13 protein-coding genes are annotated in these 16,968 nt (G+C 40.8%); 9 read left to right on the forward strand and 4 right to left on the reverse strand.

Features of this window, described 5'->3' with window-relative positions; translation table 11 throughout:
- The first annotated feature begins 343 nt into the window (after positions 1–343).
- The 6 genes from ACFFRD_RS34435 (at position 344) to ACFFRD_RS34460 (ending at position 10,738) form a co-directional block, all read left to right on the forward strand.
- Positions 344–5,287 (forward strand): amino acid adenylation domain-containing protein, encoded by a 4,944-nt coding sequence (locus tag ACFFRD_RS34435; RefSeq protein WP_392480356.1) that lies wholly within the window; start codon positions 344–346, stop codon positions 5,285–5,287.
- 176 nt (positions 5,288–5,463) lie between these two features.
- Positions 5,464–6,444 carry a hypothetical protein gene (locus ACFFRD_RS34440; RefSeq protein WP_392480357.1) on the forward strand — a complete coding sequence of 327 codons (981 nt, stop codon included), beginning with the start codon at positions 5,464–5,466 and terminating at the stop codon, positions 6,442–6,444.
- A gap of 133 nt (positions 6,445–6,577) precedes the next feature.
- Positions 6,578–7,282, forward strand: coding sequence for a DUF4386 family protein (locus ACFFRD_RS34445; RefSeq protein WP_392480358.1), 705 nt, complete (start codon positions 6,578–6,580; stop codon positions 7,280–7,282).
- A gap of 56 nt (positions 7,283–7,338) precedes the next feature.
- The gene (locus ACFFRD_RS34450) at positions 7,339–8,292 is read left to right on the forward strand and encodes an SDR family oxidoreductase (RefSeq protein ID WP_392480359.1); all 954 of its coding nucleotides are present in this window, start codon (positions 7,339–7,341) and stop codon (positions 8,290–8,292) included.
- A gap of 248 nt (positions 8,293–8,540) precedes the next feature.
- The gene (aroF, locus tag ACFFRD_RS34455; RefSeq protein ID WP_163928081.1) at positions 8,541–9,629 is read left to right on the forward strand and encodes a 3-deoxy-7-phosphoheptulonate synthase; all 1,089 of its coding nucleotides are present in this window, start codon (positions 8,541–8,543) and stop codon (positions 9,627–9,629) included.
- Between the two features lie 728 nt (positions 9,630–10,357).
- Positions 10,358–10,738, forward strand: a complete 381-nt coding sequence (locus ACFFRD_RS34460) for a hypothetical protein (protein ID WP_114081766.1) — start codon at positions 10,358–10,360, stop codon at positions 10,736–10,738.
- Positions 10,739–10,888: 150 nt separating this feature from the next.
- Here the strand turns inward: ACFFRD_RS34460 and ACFFRD_RS34465 are convergent, their stop codons facing one another.
- The 4 genes from ACFFRD_RS34465 to ACFFRD_RS34480 all read right to left on the reverse strand — a co-directional run bounded on the left by ACFFRD_RS34465 (position 10,889) and on the right by ACFFRD_RS34480 (position 14,321).
- Positions 10,889–11,059: a hypothetical protein gene (locus ACFFRD_RS34465; RefSeq protein WP_392480361.1), complete on the reverse strand. Its 171-nt coding sequence runs from the start codon at positions 11,057–11,059 to the stop codon at positions 10,889–10,891.
- Between the two features lie 464 nt (positions 11,060–11,523).
- Positions 11,524–12,309: a WecB/TagA/CpsF family glycosyltransferase gene (locus ACFFRD_RS34470; protein WP_392480363.1), complete on the reverse strand. Its 786-nt coding sequence runs from the start codon at positions 12,307–12,309 to the stop codon at positions 11,524–11,526.
- 12 nt (positions 12,310–12,321) lie between these two features.
- Positions 12,322–13,395, reverse strand: a complete 1,074-nt coding sequence (locus ACFFRD_RS34475; protein WP_392480364.1) for a glycosyltransferase family 4 protein — start codon at positions 13,393–13,395, stop codon at positions 12,322–12,324.
- Positions 13,396–14,192: 797 nt separating this feature from the next.
- Positions 14,193–14,321, reverse strand: coding sequence for a hypothetical protein (locus ACFFRD_RS34480; RefSeq protein WP_392480366.1), 129 nt, complete (start codon positions 14,319–14,321; stop codon positions 14,193–14,195).
- 116 nt (positions 14,322–14,437) lie between these two features.
- On the opposite strand from ACFFRD_RS34480, the gene ACFFRD_RS34485 reads away from it, so the two are divergent.
- The 3 genes from ACFFRD_RS34485 (at position 14,438) to ACFFRD_RS34495 (ending at position 16,936) form a co-directional block, all read left to right on the forward strand.
- Positions 14,438–15,811, forward strand: coding sequence for a DUF4157 domain-containing protein (locus ACFFRD_RS34485; protein WP_392480368.1), 1,374 nt, complete (start codon positions 14,438–14,440; stop codon positions 15,809–15,811).
- A gap of 100 nt (positions 15,812–15,911) precedes the next feature.
- Positions 15,912–16,244 (forward strand): hypothetical protein, encoded by a 333-nt coding sequence (locus ACFFRD_RS34490; protein WP_392480369.1) that lies wholly within the window; start codon positions 15,912–15,914, stop codon positions 16,242–16,244.
- Positions 16,244–16,936: a DUF6745 domain-containing protein gene (locus tag ACFFRD_RS34495; RefSeq protein ID WP_392480371.1), complete on the forward strand. Its 693-nt coding sequence runs from the start codon at positions 16,244–16,246 to the stop codon at positions 16,934–16,936. Before ACFFRD_RS34490 ends, ACFFRD_RS34495 begins: the two co-directional genes overlap by 1 nt.
- Positions 16,937–16,968 lie beyond the last annotated feature (32 nt).

Genomic DNA, 16,968 nt, shown 5'->3' on the forward strand with positions numbered 1-16,968 from the left:
TCTACCCCCTCGTGGGTAAAGTTTCATCAGAGGTCTGTAATCAGTGGTAGAACAGCTAATAACTGGCCACTAACACCCACAGAGCAATAAAACTTCCAAAATTAGTTAGGAAGCAATAGACAAAGAAAGCTAACCCTTTGTTTTATTGCTCCTAACTTTTTGCATAAATAGCCCAGATCAAGGCGATAAGTAAAATAACAAGAGCGAAGATTAATTTTTCTCGTAATTCTTATCCATTCAAATTTAGTTTTGTATGAATAACTAGACTTAAAAACAATACTTACTTAATTAGGTAAGATGTTGGAAATTTTTATTGCGAACATTAATTTTTTTAGAGGATGCAATGAGTACTAAGAGCTTAGAATTGCCTATTTTCTCCCTAGTTGCCAAAATTACTGGACATGATGCAGAAGAATTAGAACGAGATATGTTTTTGGAGGGTAACTTAGGATTAGATTCCATCAAAATGATGGAATTATTGAATGGATTAGTTGCACTAATTCCCCAAGAAATACAACCCAGATTTATGGAGACATTGCCTTTGCAAAATTTGATGCAATTGCAAACTTTGGGCGATGTCGTGCAAATAGCTGATAAGTGCTTAGTTTCCCAAATAGATAATTCTGATTCTTCGCCATCTGCAAGTATTATCAATCAAAAGGAGCAGAAAACAGAGAAGGTTGAGATTCTTTCTGGACAATATTTTCATTTACTCGGTCATTGGGTAGTAAATTCAATTAGCTTATTTTCCACTCTCCGTTTACGAGGTGATTTTGATTCAAACGTTGCTTGGCAGTCTTGGAAAGACTTGCTGAATCGTCATCCGATGCTGCGATCGCGCTTTATCATTCCTCCCGATACTACCAGATTCAAGGATTACGAAATGGTAGTTATGGAAAACCCCACTCCTCCTGATATACCCGTTACTGATATCAGACATCTTCATAGTGAGGCTCAAGAACAACTAATTAATGATGAATTGCATCGCTGCCTCAATTATGAATGGCAAATGACAGAGTGGCCACTACATCGATTTTTTGTTTTTCGGCTGGAAGATTCAGTCTATCAACTGGTGTTAGCCAACGAGCATCTCATTTCTGATGCCCTGGGATGTCATGTAATCTTACGCGAATTTATGGAAATCTACCGCGCTCATATCTGCGGTGAACAACCTAATTTGCAGCCACCTACAACCGTTCAAGATTACAGCGAATTGGTGCAATCAATTAATGCTTGGCAAGACCCAGAAGAAGACAAAGCACTGGTCGAGTATGTAAATCGACGAGGCAAAGATTCTTATTTATGGAATCCCACAGGAAATGCCATGACATCCCTGTGTCCAAAATTCCATAATCGCAGATTTTCCTTAGGAAAGGCTATCACTAATCAACTAATTGCCCAAACTCGTGAATGGCGATTACCACTGAACTCTCTACTAGTGGGTGCATTTGTGCGGGCTGTTGCCAAGTTTGAGAAGTCTAAAAACGAACCGATTATGGTTCAAGTTCCCACCAGTGGGCGGGTTTATCCAGGCATAGATGCTTCTGATGTGGTGGGTAGTTTTGCTCAGAATTTGTCCATTAGCCTAGACTTACCAGCACCGAATGAAGATTGGCAACGGCTGTTAAACCGCGTTCATCAGGAAATCCAACAAGGGTTGGTTAACGGTTATGACCGCGCCCAAACTCGTCAAATGGCGATCGCTTTCCGAGACAATATTGTTTTAGAAGATGGCAAAATCCCTGAGCGGATGTTACCTATGTATCGCCGCATACTGAAATCAAATTTATACTGTCCATTTACAGGACAGACTAATATTAAAAACAAATATGGTCCCATAGATGTAATCGATTATCGCGCAGGTGGTATTAATGCTGCGGGAACAATTGATATCTTGCAAGAAATATTTGACGACAGTTTACATTTGTTCGCTAGCTACGACAGTAACTTTTTCCCTGAGTCTGTTATCGATGAATTGATGCATGAATACATTACCCAAATCAAGGAATTAGCCTCACTAAAAATCCCATCTCAGCAACTAACACAGCCACTACCCAAAACACAAACAGATGTAAATATAGCCCAGCTTCTGCAAGAAATCGCCGCAGAAATCTGCCATTCCCAGATTACTGACAATGATATGGCTAAGGATTTGGAAGCAGAATTGGGAATGGATTCTTTGGAACTCATCCGCATTGTTACGAGGCTAGAAAAACGGTTAGGCAAAGTAAATCGTCAAGCCTTGCTTTCTTGTCGCAGTCTCCAAGAAATGGCTGTGCTACTTGGTAAGAAACAATCATCTTCTTTACAAAACCAATCAATTGTCAACAATCAACAACCTCAAGAAATTCCTTACTGGGAAATTATCGAGCAAGCCAAGCGTACTCCCAATGCCATAGCGGTGACGGATGGGGAAACTCAAATTACCTACGCAGAGTTGAACCGTCTTTCCAATCAGGTGGCTAATTATTTGCAGGCTCAGGGAGTTAAACCAGGCGTGTTTGTGGGGATCATGACACGACGCGGGCCTTTGATGTTTGTGGGGATTCTCGGTATTCTCAAAGCAGGCGGAACTTACGTTCCTTTAGATCCTATATATCCTCATGAACGGATTAAGTACATACTAGAACACGCCCAAATCGGAATTTTGCTAACAGAAGATCGCTTGACAAACAAGTTAGCAGAATGCCTGACTGAGCAGTTACCTTTAAATACTTTGATGTTCTTAGATGAGGGTATTTTTGAGCAAGGTAAAGCTTGGACACAGTTAAACAAAAAGACTTGGGCGCGTTGTTCAGACATAGCTCCTGCCAATGTTAATACTCCTGATGACTTGATGACAGTACTGTACACCTCTGGTTCTACAGGTAAACCTAAAGGAGTGATGCTCAACCATCGGGGTTACATGAATCGCCTGGTTTGGATGCAGAATGCTTTTCAATTGCGTTATGGCGATCGCGTTGCCCAAAAAACATCTTGCTGTTTTGATATATCAGTATGGGAAATATTTTGGCCTTTGATGGTGGGAGCTACTGTTTATTCTGTGGAAACAGAAACAGTCAAAAATCCTTGGCTCTTAGCACAGTGGATTAAAGACAACCAAATCAATGTCATGCACTTTGTTCCTTCCCTATTTGGAGAATTTTGTAACGCTTTAGAATCAGAATCATGGACTTTTCCCGATTTGCGTTGGTTAGTCTTTAGTGGTGAAGCTTTACCTGTACCTTTTGTACAACGTTGGATTGATAAGTATGGCATGAGTGTTGGTTTAGCCAATCTTTATGGCCCCACTGAAGCTTCCATTGATGTCACCGCACACATTATTCGTCAACGTCCAGGCGAACAAGAAATCTGCATTCCTATAGGTAAAGCTATAGATAATGTGTATATCTTAATTTTGGATGAACAGATGCAGCCATTAGCCCCAGGAAAAATGGGAGAACTCTGGATTGGCGGTGTGCAATTGGCTAAAGGTTATCTCAAAGATCCACAACGCACAGCAGACGCATTCCGGCTTAATCCCTTTTCTCACGTTCCAGGGGAATATTTATACAAAACCGGCGATTTAGCTATGGAATTGCCCGGTGGCAGTTTCGAGTATCATGGACGCATTGACCACCAAATTAAAATACGTGGTTTCCGTGTAGAACTGGGTGAAATCGAAAGTGTTCTCAATAGCCATCCTGCGATTAATGAAGCTGCCGTTTTAGCTGTAGATTACGAAAATGGTCAAAAACGGTTAATAGCTTGCTTGGCTGGTTCTCAAGTAGATAATCAACAAATTAAGGAATTCCTGGCTCAACGCTTGCCTGATTACATGATTCCTCACCGATGGGAATGGCTAGCCAGTCTACCTAAAACCCACAATGGGAAGCTAGACCGCAAGGCTATTTTGGCAGCTATCACCCAAGAAAAGCCAACAGTATCCCAGGAATACTTACCTTTAGGCCCTGCTCAACGTTGGTTAGTGAAATACTTTGAGCCTCCATATCAATGGAATGGGTACACACGTTTTCTTTTCCATCAACCATTAGACGCAGAGATATTTAACCAAGCTCTCAATGTTGTACTAGAAACTCATCCTGCTCTACGGACTGTGTTTGTGCAACGAGATCAACAATGGTGGCAACAGTTAATTTCCCCAGAGCAAAAGTTGAGTGCTGAATTCTACGATGGTAGTCATCTTACATCTGCACAGCGAGACAGTGAAATCCACAACCGGATACAAGAAATAGCTCAACAGTTTCAAATCAACCAATGGCCGCTGATGAAAGTAATCGCGATCAAGGTGAATGAATCCTGCTACGATATCTCGCTGGTTGGACATCATATCATTGGTGATTTGCTGAGTACTGGGGTGATTTTTAATCTCTTATGGTTGACCTACAGCGATTTGCTGGGGAACAGAACTCAGAGTTCTCAGCCTCTCCCTTCGATACCTTCTTATATAGACTATGTGCGTGTGCTGATGCAGGCGGAACAACAAGGAGCTTTGACAAGTCATGTAGATTATTGGAAATCTCAATTTCCTTCTCAGGAATATACCTTCCAAGTTCCCTTTGACCATCAAAAGGGAGCTAATTTAGAAGCTTCCGCCGCCAGCGAAAAATTTACTCTGTCCAAAAACAGTAGTAACATTCTGTTACGTGAAGCCAAGCAGTATTACAAATGTAATGTCTACACGTTGCTACTTTCTACCTTGTATCGGTTGATGGCTGAGTGGAGTGGACAGCCTTGGGTAGTCGTTAGCCATCGCAGCCACGGCAGAAATCTAGATAGCACGCACACGTTTTTAAATAGTGTTGGTAACTTTGCGATGAATTTCCCTGTCGGGGTTAATGTAGGACGTTCCATCAAGTGGGAGCAAACCACTAAGGAAATCCAAGGCAAATTTAACGAGTTGCCGATGAATGGTATAACTTTCGATTGGATTTCTGAGCAGCTTCCTCATTATGTTTATCCCGATAACAATCTCACACCAGTCAGAGCTAACTACTTAGGAAATCGTACTGCTCCCCCCTTAGAACTGTTTGAGTTTATTGAGGAAGATAGAGATAGTCGGTTGTCCTCCCCTGACCAGAAACGTACAGCGTTACTAGAGTTTTTCTTCTCCATCACCGATGGCACTGTTCACTTAGAAATCGAATACTCTCGCAATTTCTATCTGCCTGCAACTATTCGTAGACTTGGCGATCGCTATTTGGAACTTATGGCAGAGATGCTAGCCGTTGTACCTTTAGTAGGCAATGGTGTAGAAGTGACAAATCACTTTCACAAATCCTACTAGGGTGGCAAACTTTCCATCGGTCTTTCCCCCATTCTCTAGTACAGATGCAATTAATCGCGTCTGTACGCCTTCCACACTCCCTATTTTCAAGCTAGATTGCAGTATCTCTACAAAATATCACACCAGTGATAATATGATGCTGAAAATGTCAAGAAAGCTTCGTTAAAACCTCAAATATGCGTACTTATCAACTGTCTAAACTTATTGGACTCACCACCTTTGTAGCCTTATCTGCAACTGCACCAGCTCAAGCCGCAAACTTAAGCTTTGACTACAACCAACTACAATTTATTAAATCACGACCAATAGCATCTAGTAATTTTCTGGGGTTAAATGGATCGCCGACTGAAAATCAAGGTTTTGTGCCTTTCTATAATCCAGATCCTTCGGCTCCAGATCACGGTCATAAGGAAATCGGTTTGAATTCGCGTCGAGATTTCCCCGGTTTCAACAACGCCCCATATTACGGAACTGGTCGCCAAGGAAGTCCGGAAGAACCTGCTAGCGGTGCTACCAGAATGACAAGTTTGATTAGCATTAATAGCTTCCCTACCTTTGGTCAGTACCTGACAAATTACGGCATCCCACTCAATGATATTGGCTTTGTATTTGGTCAAAAGAGCGATCGCGATTTTAACCAAACTTGGAATTTAGGTGCAGATATATTTGGTCAAGATTGGTACGCTGATCCTAATACACCGCTTGAGGAAAGAATTTATAAAGCTAATCCAAATGATGTTGAAATAGCACTCTACAGTGGCAATACTAAAATAGTCGACTTTGGATATTCTGATTTTTATTCAATTGTCGATTATGGTTCTACACCATCATTTGATGATGATTTTGAAAGTAGTTTTACCAACCCAATTGCAGCAAAAGAAGCATCTGACTTAGATCCATTACTGGCAGGTTTAGCCACAGCTTTTTTAAATGATGTTAATGCTGGTGGTGGTGGAGTGCAGATAGTTAACGAGAACTTTGGAGAACTGGATATTAATTTTGCAAGCGGGAATGGATACGATATGATACTTCTGCCATACCCGATGCAAATTCGCGCAGTTGCGCTGAAAGCAGTTCCAGAAGCTTCTTTTTCTTGGGGAATATTTATGTTTGGAGTTTTGGTTGCTGTGTCCCAGCGCAAGAAACTACAGAACTGACAATTACCCATAATTAGTTTTAGTTATCAAAATTATCCCAATTGTTCCAAGTAGAGACATTGTATTGCAACGTCTCTACTACCTAATCAGGTGTTCCTTATCTCATGTAATCATGTCAAAAATAAATTCCTTTATGTCTATCAAAGCACTTTACCGAACTGCTGGTCTGGTATTAATTGTTGAAAGTCTACTGCTGTTTGTGCCGGTTTTTATTCTTGGTGCAGCAATCAACTGGCCAGCTAGCCTTGGTGAACCTGCTAGCATCATGTTGCCACTATTAATTAAAAAAGCTGAACCAGTCAGAATTGGTTATCTGATTTATCTTCTTTATTCACTACTTTTTTGGGTAGTAGCTTTATTAACTGCTCGTGTCGTTAGCAATGGGGAAACCAACCCTGTATGGCTCCAAGTGGCAACAGGTTTTGGAATCGCATCTACTGTCACTCGTTGCCTGGGCATTATTCGCTGGTTAGTACCAATGCCAGCTTTAGCGCAAGTTTATGCTGACCCTGCAATCTCTGCACAAACTCGTGAAGCGATCGCTGTTGTCTATAAAACCCTCAATGACTACGCTGGCTCGGTCGGTGAAGTATTAGGTGTTAGCCTGTTTACCGTATTGTGGTTAGTAATTATCTCAATTTACTTATTACGTTCAAGAATACTACCACGTTGGCTAGGAATCTTTGGGATCGTCGCTGCTCTGTTTCTAGCAACTCAATTAATAGAACTATTTGGGGTGGATTTAGGAGCATTTATTAGCGTGTCAGTAACTATGCTCCAACTCTGGTTTTTGGCCGCAGGTATAACCTTATTAAGACACAAAAACGTCCAAGTTTAAATGAAGCCTGGCATTATTATCTAAAAAAATAATTCTCCTAATATCAAAACCAAGCCATGAACACAACAGAAGAACTCCATGTAATTTTTGGTACTGGCCCCCTAGCACAAGCCGTCATGCGCGAACTGCTAGCTCGGAACAAACGGGTGCGTATGATTAACCGCAGTGGTAAAGCAGACATACCCTCTAATGTGGAAATCATCGCCAGCGATGCTTATAATTCCGAAAATACACGAGCGGTTACTACTGGGGCGACAGTCGTTTACCAATGTGCCCAACCACCCTACACCCAATGGCCAGAGTTTTTTCCCTCATTGCAAGCTAGCATTGTCGAAGGGGTAGCCACCAGTGGCGCAAAGCTTGTTGTGGGAGATAATCTCTATATGTATGGCCCTGTCAATGGTGCGTTGCGGGAAGATATGCCGAATGCTGCAACCACCCGCAAAGGGCGCGTCCGTGGGCAGATAGCAGAGGCGCTTTTGGATGCACACCGTAGAGGTATTGTACGAGTTGCTATTGGTCGAGCATCGGACTTCTATGGGCCACTAGTACTTGATTCTGTAATGGGCGATCGCATTTTCCCCTCTGTACTGACTGGGAAGCCTGCATCAGCGATCGGTGAAATTGACCTCCCTCATACTTATACCTTTATTGATGACTTTGGCAAGGCATTAGTGGTGTTAGGGGAACAGGATAAAGCATTGGGTCAAATTTGGCACGTACCTAACGCTGAGACTATCACTACTCGACAATTTATCAACATAGCTTTTGAGGAAGCTGGACACCCACCAAAAATCAGTAAAATGGGTAAGTTCATGATGCGACTAGGCGGGATTTTTATTCCAGAAGCTCGTGAAACCGTCGAAATGATGTATGAGTTTGATGAGCCATTTGTTGTAAATCATGATAAATACGTTCAAGCATTTGGCAACCATGCTACCCCTTTACGTGAAGCTATCCGACACACCTTGACATGGTATAGCGAACATCTCAAAACCTTAAAAACGTAAAAGTTAAGGTTAGCTCTGTCAAGGTTAGACTATCTCATTCTTTTTCCCTTATGGCAATGTTTATGACCATAAGGGAAGGGAACTTTTGGTACGCTAGACCTAGAACCTGACCTAAAAATAATTTTTCTCTAGTTGCATAAACTTACAATATTTAACTGATTAATATTTAACAACAGAATAGCGGAACTAGATCAACTTTTTCGCTAAAAACTATCAATTTTTGCCCTATTTAAGGAGTAGATAAACTTGTGATTATTGTAATGAAACCCTTCACCCCATCTGCGGAAATAGAACAAGTAAATGAAGAAATTCGTCGCCATGAACTTACACCAGAAATCTGTGTAGGTCATCATAAAGTAGTAATCGGTTTGGTGGGAGATACCTCAGAACTTGATCCACGCCAGATTCAAAATTTGAACCCTTTTATAGAGCAAGTAATTAGGATTAAAAAGCCTTTCAAACGAGCTTCTTTAGAATTTCGTTACGGAGAACATAGTGAGGTTGTAGTACCAACACCTAATGGGCCTATAACTTTTGGGCAAAACCATCCTGTAGTTGTAGTTGCAGGCCCTTGCTCGGTAGAAAACGAAGAAATGATCGTCGAGACAGCCCAAGCGGTAAAAGAATGCGGTGTACAATTTTTACGTGGTGGAGCATATAAACCCCGTACATCACCTTATGCTTTCCAAGGTCACGGTGAGAGCGCTCTAGCTTTGTTAGCAAAAGCTAAAGAAGCTACAGGTTTAGGAATCATTACAGAAATCATGGACACAGATGACTTAGACAAGCTCATCGAAGTAGCAGATGTGTTGCAAATTGGGGCCCGCAATATGCAAAATTTTTCACTTCTCAAAAAACTAGGAGCTACCACTAAGCCAGTGCTACTGAAGCGGGGACTGTCAGCCACTATCGAAGATTGGTTGATGTCAGCAGAATATATTTTAGCCGGAGGTAATCCAAACGTTATACTATGTGAGCGAGGAATTCGCACCTTTGACCGACAGTTTACAAGAAACACGCTTGATATATCTGCAATTCCAGTTTTGCGAACCCTGACCCACTTACCTATCATGATTGATCCTAGTCATGCCACAGGTAAGTCCGAATTTGTGCCAACTATGACAATGGCATCAATAGCTGCTGGTGCAGATTCCTTGATGATTGAAGTTCACCCCAATCCAGCTAAAGCACTTTCAGATGGACCTCAATCACTGACATTGGAAGGATTTAAAGAATTAATGCACGAAATAACTGCCCTAAGTAAATTCTTTGGTCGTTCGTCTCACAACAATAGTACAAATCTAAAGCCAAAAGCTATCTCATTGGTGAGCTATTAAACATATTCATCTCCATCTAAAGTTAGTAGTGGTTTAGGACTTCCTTAAATCTTTAGCTGTCCTGTTGCTAATAAAAAAATTGAACTCTCAAGCCCTAGTAGAATAATCCTTAGTAGCTTTCATTGATGTCAACTTAGCAAAAAGAAAGCACTAGACATAAAGTTGGGGAGCAAAGATAGCAAGATAATGAGTTGTCAAAATGGCTACTTTCACACCAAAAAATAGGGAATTTAGACCGAAGAAAACAAATACAGGTGCCAGCTTCAGCAATAGAAAAAATAGAAGCAGAAATCTAAGTATTGCACTACTAATAGGTTGTTTGAAAAGTGTTTTGTTGTGCCTTTAGGCACTTTTAGATCCCCCCTTAAAAAAGGAGGAGCCGGAATCTAAATCTCCCTTAAAAAGGGAGATTTAGAGGGATATAAAACTTTATGTTCTTGCGGTGCAAAGGTTATAAAAAATCTGCATCACAATCTTGTCTTGAAGTTGGATTTTAGCCTTTGTTACCAAGTTCCACAAACATAGAGAATCAGGTTTAAAACTATTTCGCCTAGTCTTTCGGCAAGGCTTGCACGAACTTCTTCCTACGTTAAACTGCGTAATTTTTTATAATTACTAAAAGTTACCAAGAGCCAAAATTATTTGCACAATGACAGATGTAAACCAATGCTTTTCAAAATCATTCAAACCTATAAACCTAATTTTTTATTATTACAGCTTTAAAAACTATGTCTACTGTATCTAAGTTAACACAATTAAAAAAAGGTCTAGAAACAAGCGAAGTTCAGAAAGGGATGAAACTTATAGGATTACAGATTACAGAATTGGAACTAGATCAACTTGCATTTGGCAATACTATTTCGCTAGAAAACAGAAGATTAGGTGAAATCGGTTCAATATTTATACTAGCAGAAGCTCTTTCGGCAGTGAATTCAGTTCAAACAAATATTACTTTTCAAGACTTACCACAAACGCTTAAAGAGTTTTCTTGCTGTTACGGAGGAGTTACAATCTACTGTTGGAATTCTGACTTAATCGGAAAGTGTTGTCTGACCCTAACTTTGCTAGATGGCAAGCCGGCAATTAGAGTTTCATCTCAAAACTTATAGCTTACCATTTCGTAAGGATTCAGGTCTAAACATTTCTCTTATTAGGTGAAGGGGTTGGCAGCGTAGCTTGCCACTGTAGGTATTGCCTCCTCTCTCCACGCACCTATCCTATCAATTAACACTAGGATTTAGTGAACCGCAATCGCTCTATTAGCGGGCGGTTAATCCATCGCGCGGTGGTGGATTAGAAGCAAAGAGATGCACGTCCATGTCCAGCAGAGAATTAAAATTCTTGATCGCATAGTCGGGAAGCTTGGAACAGTAAAAGATTAAGGTATGGAGATGCGATTGGGGGAAAGTGCGATCGCGTTTAGAAAACAAGAGTTTCTCGTAATAATTTCAGTATTTTTACTGTATTACAAAAAACATTTTGAATTTTTCCTTGGAAAGCGTGTTTTTATTTTTTCACTAACTTCAGGTTATCAGGTGTCAAATCATTGTAGGCTGTGGATCGCAGGGTCAACAGTCTGCCAATGAAAATCAATCGGCACTTAGCGCCAAAGTTCTAACGCAGTCAGAGATACAGCTAATTTTCAGTCATGGCTTGGACAATAACTGCGATCGCAACGAGAACACCGCAGGCATCGCAGACTAACTATTTAGCATTGAGCCAAGATGGAGGTATTTCTTAATTGATAGTTATTCATAATAACTTCTGAGTAGTGCAACTATCAACGAGAGAATGTCGAATAAGCATTTGATATGTCTTATAACCTACAGAAAAAACGAAAACTTATCAAAGTTCTCAGGTTTTGATGTTAAGAAAAATACTTGACAAACATCTTCTAAAAACGATCCGATCTTTTTGTATTTGAAAGTCTCTTAAACAATCCTAGACGCTGTTTGATTAGCAAACCAATAAAAGTATAATTACCAAATAGATAACGCTTCCATAAGCGGGAGGGTTCAACTAGAAGCCGAAATAACCATTCAAAACCTGCTTTTTGCATCCAAACTGGTGCTCTTGTCACCATATTGCTAACCAACTCAAAGCTAACCCCAATACCTATAGAAATCGGCACACCTAAATACAAATAATTGGCAGCTATCCATTTTTCTTGTTTAGGTGCTCCCAAACCTACAAATAGAATATCGGGAGCCGCCTCTATAATTGTTGAGTTGATTGAATTTAATTCTGTTAGCTGAGACTCAAACCCGTAGGGAGGACAGTAAGTCCCAACAATCTGCAAACTTGGATGTCTAGCAACAAGAGTTTTTTTCGCTTTTTCGGCAGAACCAGGGCGACCTCCTAATAAAAATACCTTTAATCCTTTTTCAGAAGCAATGGCGCAGAGTTTCTCGAACAAATCTGTACCATTCACTCTACCGGAAAGGGGAATTTGTAAAAACTTAGCCGCCCACAGCAGTGACACCCCGTCTGGCACTACTAAAAAAGCCTTGCGATAAATCTCTTGAAAATCGACATCCTTCTGTAAGGTAACAATATGCATGGCATTAGGAGTAACGACATATTCTGGTTTCCTCTGGGAGAGCGCATGGTTAATGATTTGTTCCACAACTTCATCAAAACTATATTTGTCAATTTCGACTCCACAAATATTAATTCTCATTAATACCTAAAGTTAATTAAATTGTGATAATGAGTTATAGATATCGGCTAAACGAATGGAGCAATTTTTAATATCTAAAGGTTCGACATTTTTCCTAGCATTACTGCCCAAATAAAGTCGTAAATTCTCATTTTCAATCAACAATTCCATCGCTGAGGATAACTGTTTGATGTTTCCTGGGGTAACTAGCAGACCATTTTGATTTGAAATCACTAGTTCAGAAATCCCTCCAACAGGGGTTGCAATCACGGGTAAACTCCAACCCATAGCTTCTAAAATCGCCAGAGGCAGACCCTCGTTGTAAGAAGGCAAAATAAACACATCTGCTTGTGACAAAACTTCATCCCGTTTTTCGGAATTAATCCAACCCAGAAAAGTTACCTGGTCTGAAAGGTTGAGACTAGCAGCCAACTGCTGCGCTTTTTCAATTTCACCATCTCCTGCCAGAATTAGCTGAGTATATTTTTTTTGATGATTTGGCAGGTTAGCAAATGCCTTAATTAAATCAAATGTCCCCTTGCGTTGACCAACTCGCCCACAACAGACCAAACTTATTTGAGTCCGATTTTTTCGTTCAGGAACCTCTGTAGGTAATTCGCATGGATTAGGCAAGACAATAACTTGCTTGGGATTTAAACCTAGATTTAACACATAGTAATCTTGCCAACTTTCTGAAAGAACAACAAACCCTTGGCAGTGCTGAAATACTTTACTTAAAACTTTCTGTACTATTTGAGGAAGTTTAGCGTAAGTTAGATGAAATTCGGCACCATGAGTGTGCATCAAGACGGGCTTATCAAAGAGAAAGGCAATAACACAGCAAATCGCTTTTCGGAAAATGCTACCACCATCGGAAATCTGAATGTGTACTATATCTATTTCTTGACTTGATAATTTCCATAAAAATGTAGCTAGAGCTTTGGCGAAAACAATTACTCTGTAGGTAATTGAGCCTTCATCATGGGTGCTTATATGTTGTATTTTGAACTGAGGAAGATTATGCTTAATTATCAGTTTTTCAACCGTTGCTATTCCTCCATTTTGTTCTAAACTAGGCCCTAGCATTAGTACCTGTAGTTGCTTCATGGGCGTTAACCTCTACGTTCTTTTTAAAGAATAATTAAAGTCTCAAACTAACGCCCTGGTTTGTGGGTTTAGTATAGTAGGGAGTAAGCCTATTTTTTAAACTCAAGTTTTAAGATAAGATATCATATTGACAGAGATATTACAAAGCTGTGACAAAAATCTGAACTATGCATATTCTAAAAGGTCTAAGTTTGTGAGGATAAATCATCCTCCTTAGGGCATAACTCCTAAATATTTCCGTTTCGATTTCCCTGCGATATTAACGTTGATAAAACATCCTGTTTTTGTATATTTAAGGTCTGACAAAAAGAAGGAGACTCCTGGAGCTAAACCTGAATCTCGTAATTGGAGCCAAATTTCGGCTTAGATTTCTATAAATGCATCCTTTTTTATACGTATAAAATTACGTGTAAAAAAGTTTAAATGAAACTGATTGGGTAAATCTAGTCAGCATGTTATGAGGGGCAAAATAAACTGAAAGTGTTGCTGTATATGATTTTAAGTTATCAGTGTCTCTTGAATTGTCTAGACATAGTTCGCGCTCATCTGCCCCAAGTTACCACAACGGGAAAACAAAAGGATAAGGTTTTGAGCCATATCCTTTCATATTACAAACTCAGATTTTGTACTACTTGCCCCTCATGACACGCTTGCTAGATTTACCCCATCTAAGTACTGTTTGTAATACTCAAGCTTCATAATATTTAGATATTTAATCACATTTCGCCTCGCGTGATGTCGGTTAATGTGGGTTCTCCGACAAAGCTAAAGGAAGAACAGCAACACAAATGAACAACTTATTTATCAATGGCTATAAGTGCCATAACTTTACTTTCATATATATTCAATTCTGTATCAACCGAAGTTAAAAAAGTTAGCTTAACTTCTTTAACTTCGGCAGATGCTCCACAATGACCACTGCCCATTGCTCACAAAGCCAGTTGTCAAGGTGATTTTAGAAGGTGCTTGAAAGAAAAATTCCTTAATGCCACGCTGCTTCTCAGGGAATTGGTTTTAGCTAAATTAATGTAGGAAGTGAGAAATGAGCGATCGCACTTTTCGGCAACACAACGCAGGTACGTCAAATTTTACAAATCCATCGCTTGTCTCATCAACTATTCCCACATTGGCAAATGCGACACGCGGTTTTGGTTTACCAACAAATAATACTCCACTCGAAACAGTCACTGAGGTAACGGGCGACCTTCAAGAAGCCCAGTCTGCTGATGAGCAATCATTAGAACCAGAATCTATCAAAGAAAAGCCTCTTGTTCACGACATTAGTCGCATCTCTTTGCGTCGTCCACAGCCGCAACTTACAGTTAGCCAGCCAGGAGACCAGTATGAGCAGGAAGCCGACTCGGTTGCTAACAAAATCATCTGGATGACTAAGCCTGAGCCAAAGATAAATTTGGGTGAGATGGGTTCACAAGATATCATGCAACGAAAATGTGCAGCTTGTGAGCAACAAGAGGAAGTACAAACTAAGCTATCACTACAACGGGCGACTGATGGCAGCGTCCAGAGTGAGAATAACATTGAGAGTCAGTTAAATAGTAGTAAGGGTGGGGGAAGCCCGTTATCTGCCGAAGTGCAAGAGTTTATGGAACCACGCTTTGGTAGTAACTTTAACAATGTGCGAGTACATACTGACTCTAATGCTATGCAGATGAGTCAGTCGTTGGGAGCGCAGGCATTTACTCATGGTAGTGATGTTTACTTTGGTGCAGGGAAATCACCTGGTAATAACGAGTTGACAGCCCATGAATTAACCCGTGTAGTACAGCAAACAGGCAAGGTGCAAAAACAAAGCGATACATCCACAGCACCAGTCCCTCTTGACCAGGCATCTAATGGTATGCCGCCCAAAACTGGTACAACCAAAATTGACCACAAGAATACTACAATTACCGCTTCTGGGAAAAACATCACCGAAGCAATTACAAACTTAACATCACAAGGAAAGGGCGAAGCAGGCAGTGTTACTTGTGCCCCAGAGAAAACTGTCAAAACTTACCAAGCTGACGATCGCTCTGCTGAAATTATCTATGAAGCAGACGTTTTAGTTACAGAAACTAAGGCAATGCCCGTCTGGACTGAACTTGACAAACAATGCGAACCCGTAAAAACAGAATGGGCAAGGTTTTATAGCGCTCTGGATCAGCACGAAAATGGGCACATTAGTATTGACGAGAAGGCTTTTAAAGATTTACACAAAAAGCTGCTTGGCAAAACAACCTCAGCAGCTGACACAATTTTTAACGATACTTATACTAAAGCTAATACTGATAACAATACCTACGACACGACAACTAAGCACGGGCTGACTCAAGGTACAGGAGTAACTCCGGTACAATGCGGCACAGAAAAAGTTTCTCAAAATGGAGATGAATCAAATGCACAGATAGAAGTTTAAACTAAACAGTAGAGCTGATTAGCTTACAACAGGATCTAATCTGACTATAGGATTTAAATCCTCAGTCCTAACGTAATGATTTGATGAGCTTATAAAAAAGATGTTTAACAACAGTAATAACTCCCAAGCTAGTATTCTCTACAGACATGGCGACGTTTTAATTAGACATATTACTAGCTTACCTGTCGGCGCTCAGAAGCGTGTAGGTGCTACTCTCGCTCATGGTGAAATTACAGGACACAGCCATCGCATTCAACAATCTGATGCTGTTCAGTTGTGGGTACATGGTAGTGACCTTTTTCTAGAGGTTAAAGAACCAAGTGCCACTTTAGTTCATGAAGAACATCGGGCCATTGAATTACCACAAGGGCTTTACCGCGTTTGGAGACAACGCGAATATCGCCCTGATGCCTATGTGGAGGTAGTAGACTAATGCTCAAGATCATGTCTAATGGACGTGTGCCAAATAAACCAATTAAGCAGCGCCCAAACCAAAGCCACGAGCCTGTATCGGCTGAATATGCTCGAAAACTCATCCTTGAGCATCGCGCCTGGGATGGGATGCGCGTTTTAGGCCATCTGGATTTAAGGGGTGCGTTGGATCTTTACAATCTACCTGAAAATCTCACCTGTGAAAGTCTTGATATCAGCGACTGTGTAAACCTCACAACCCTTCCCACAGGACTCCACGTTACTTATTGGATCGAGTTAGCCGGAAGTGGGATTACTAGTGTATCTGCGGGACATGGTTTTGTCTGGCGCTGGCGAGGCGTGGAAGTGACAGATAAAATTGCCTTTGAATCCCAGTCTTTAACGGGGCAAGATATCCTCAATATAGAGAACGTTGAGTTGCGCCGCGTGCTGATTGAGCGTCTGGGATACGAGACATTTTTGCAGCAAGTGGGAGGATTGATCCGCGATCGTGATGCTGGGGGAGAACGTCAACTAGTCTACATCCCTTTTGAGGATGACGAGCCGCTTATGGTATTGAAAGTCACCTGTCCATCCACAGGACATATTCATATCTTGCGGGTTCCCCCTTATATGCGGAGTTGCCATCAAGCAGCCGCTTGGATTGCGGGCTTTAATAACCCAGATGATTATCACCCTGCGATCGAGGCATAGTTAGCTTTAATTCCTCTTTTCTCTGTGTACTC

The organism is Nostoc sp. C110, from assembly GCF_043099725.1.
In the GTDB taxonomy this organism is placed as follows: domain Bacteria; phylum Cyanobacteriota; class Cyanobacteriia; order Cyanobacteriales; family Nostocaceae; genus Nostoc; species Nostoc muscorum_A.

Excerpts from the sequence above, each read along its gene's own strand:
- ACFFRD_RS34450 (WP_392480359.1), top strand. The coding sequence starts at position 7,339 with ATGAACACAACAGAAGAACTCCATGTAATTTTTGGTACTGGCCCCCTA.
- ACFFRD_RS34490 (WP_392480369.1), top strand. The coding sequence starts at position 15,912 with ATGTTTAACAACAGTAATAACTCCCAAGCTAGTATTCTCTACAGACAT.
- ACFFRD_RS34480 (WP_392480366.1), bottom strand. The coding sequence starts at position 14,321 with ATGGGCAGTGGTCATTGTGGAGCATCTGCCGAAGTTAAAGAAGTTAAG.
- ACFFRD_RS34445 (WP_392480358.1), top strand. The coding sequence starts at position 6,578 with ATGTCTATCAAAGCACTTTACCGAACTGCTGGTCTGGTATTAATTGTT.
- ACFFRD_RS34460 (WP_114081766.1), top strand. The coding sequence starts at position 10,358 with ATGTCTACTGTATCTAAGTTAACACAATTAAAAAAAGGTCTAGAAACA.
- ACFFRD_RS34440 (WP_392480357.1), top strand. The coding sequence starts at position 5,464 with ATGCGTACTTATCAACTGTCTAAACTTATTGGACTCACCACCTTTGTA.
- ACFFRD_RS34485 (WP_392480368.1), top strand. The coding sequence starts at position 14,438 with ATGAGCGATCGCACTTTTCGGCAACACAACGCAGGTACGTCAAATTTT.
- ACFFRD_RS34475 (WP_392480364.1), bottom strand. The coding sequence starts at position 13,395 with ATGAAGCAACTACAGGTACTAATGCTAGGGCCTAGTTTAGAACAAAAT.
- ACFFRD_RS34495 (WP_392480371.1), top strand. The coding sequence starts at position 16,244 with ATGCTCAAGATCATGTCTAATGGACGTGTGCCAAATAAACCAATTAAG.
- ACFFRD_RS34435 (WP_392480356.1), top strand. The coding sequence starts at position 344 with ATGAGTACTAAGAGCTTAGAATTGCCTATTTTCTCCCTAGTTGCCAAA.
- ACFFRD_RS34470 (WP_392480363.1), bottom strand. The coding sequence starts at position 12,309 with ATGAGAATTAATATTTGTGGAGTCGAAATTGACAAATATAGTTTTGAT.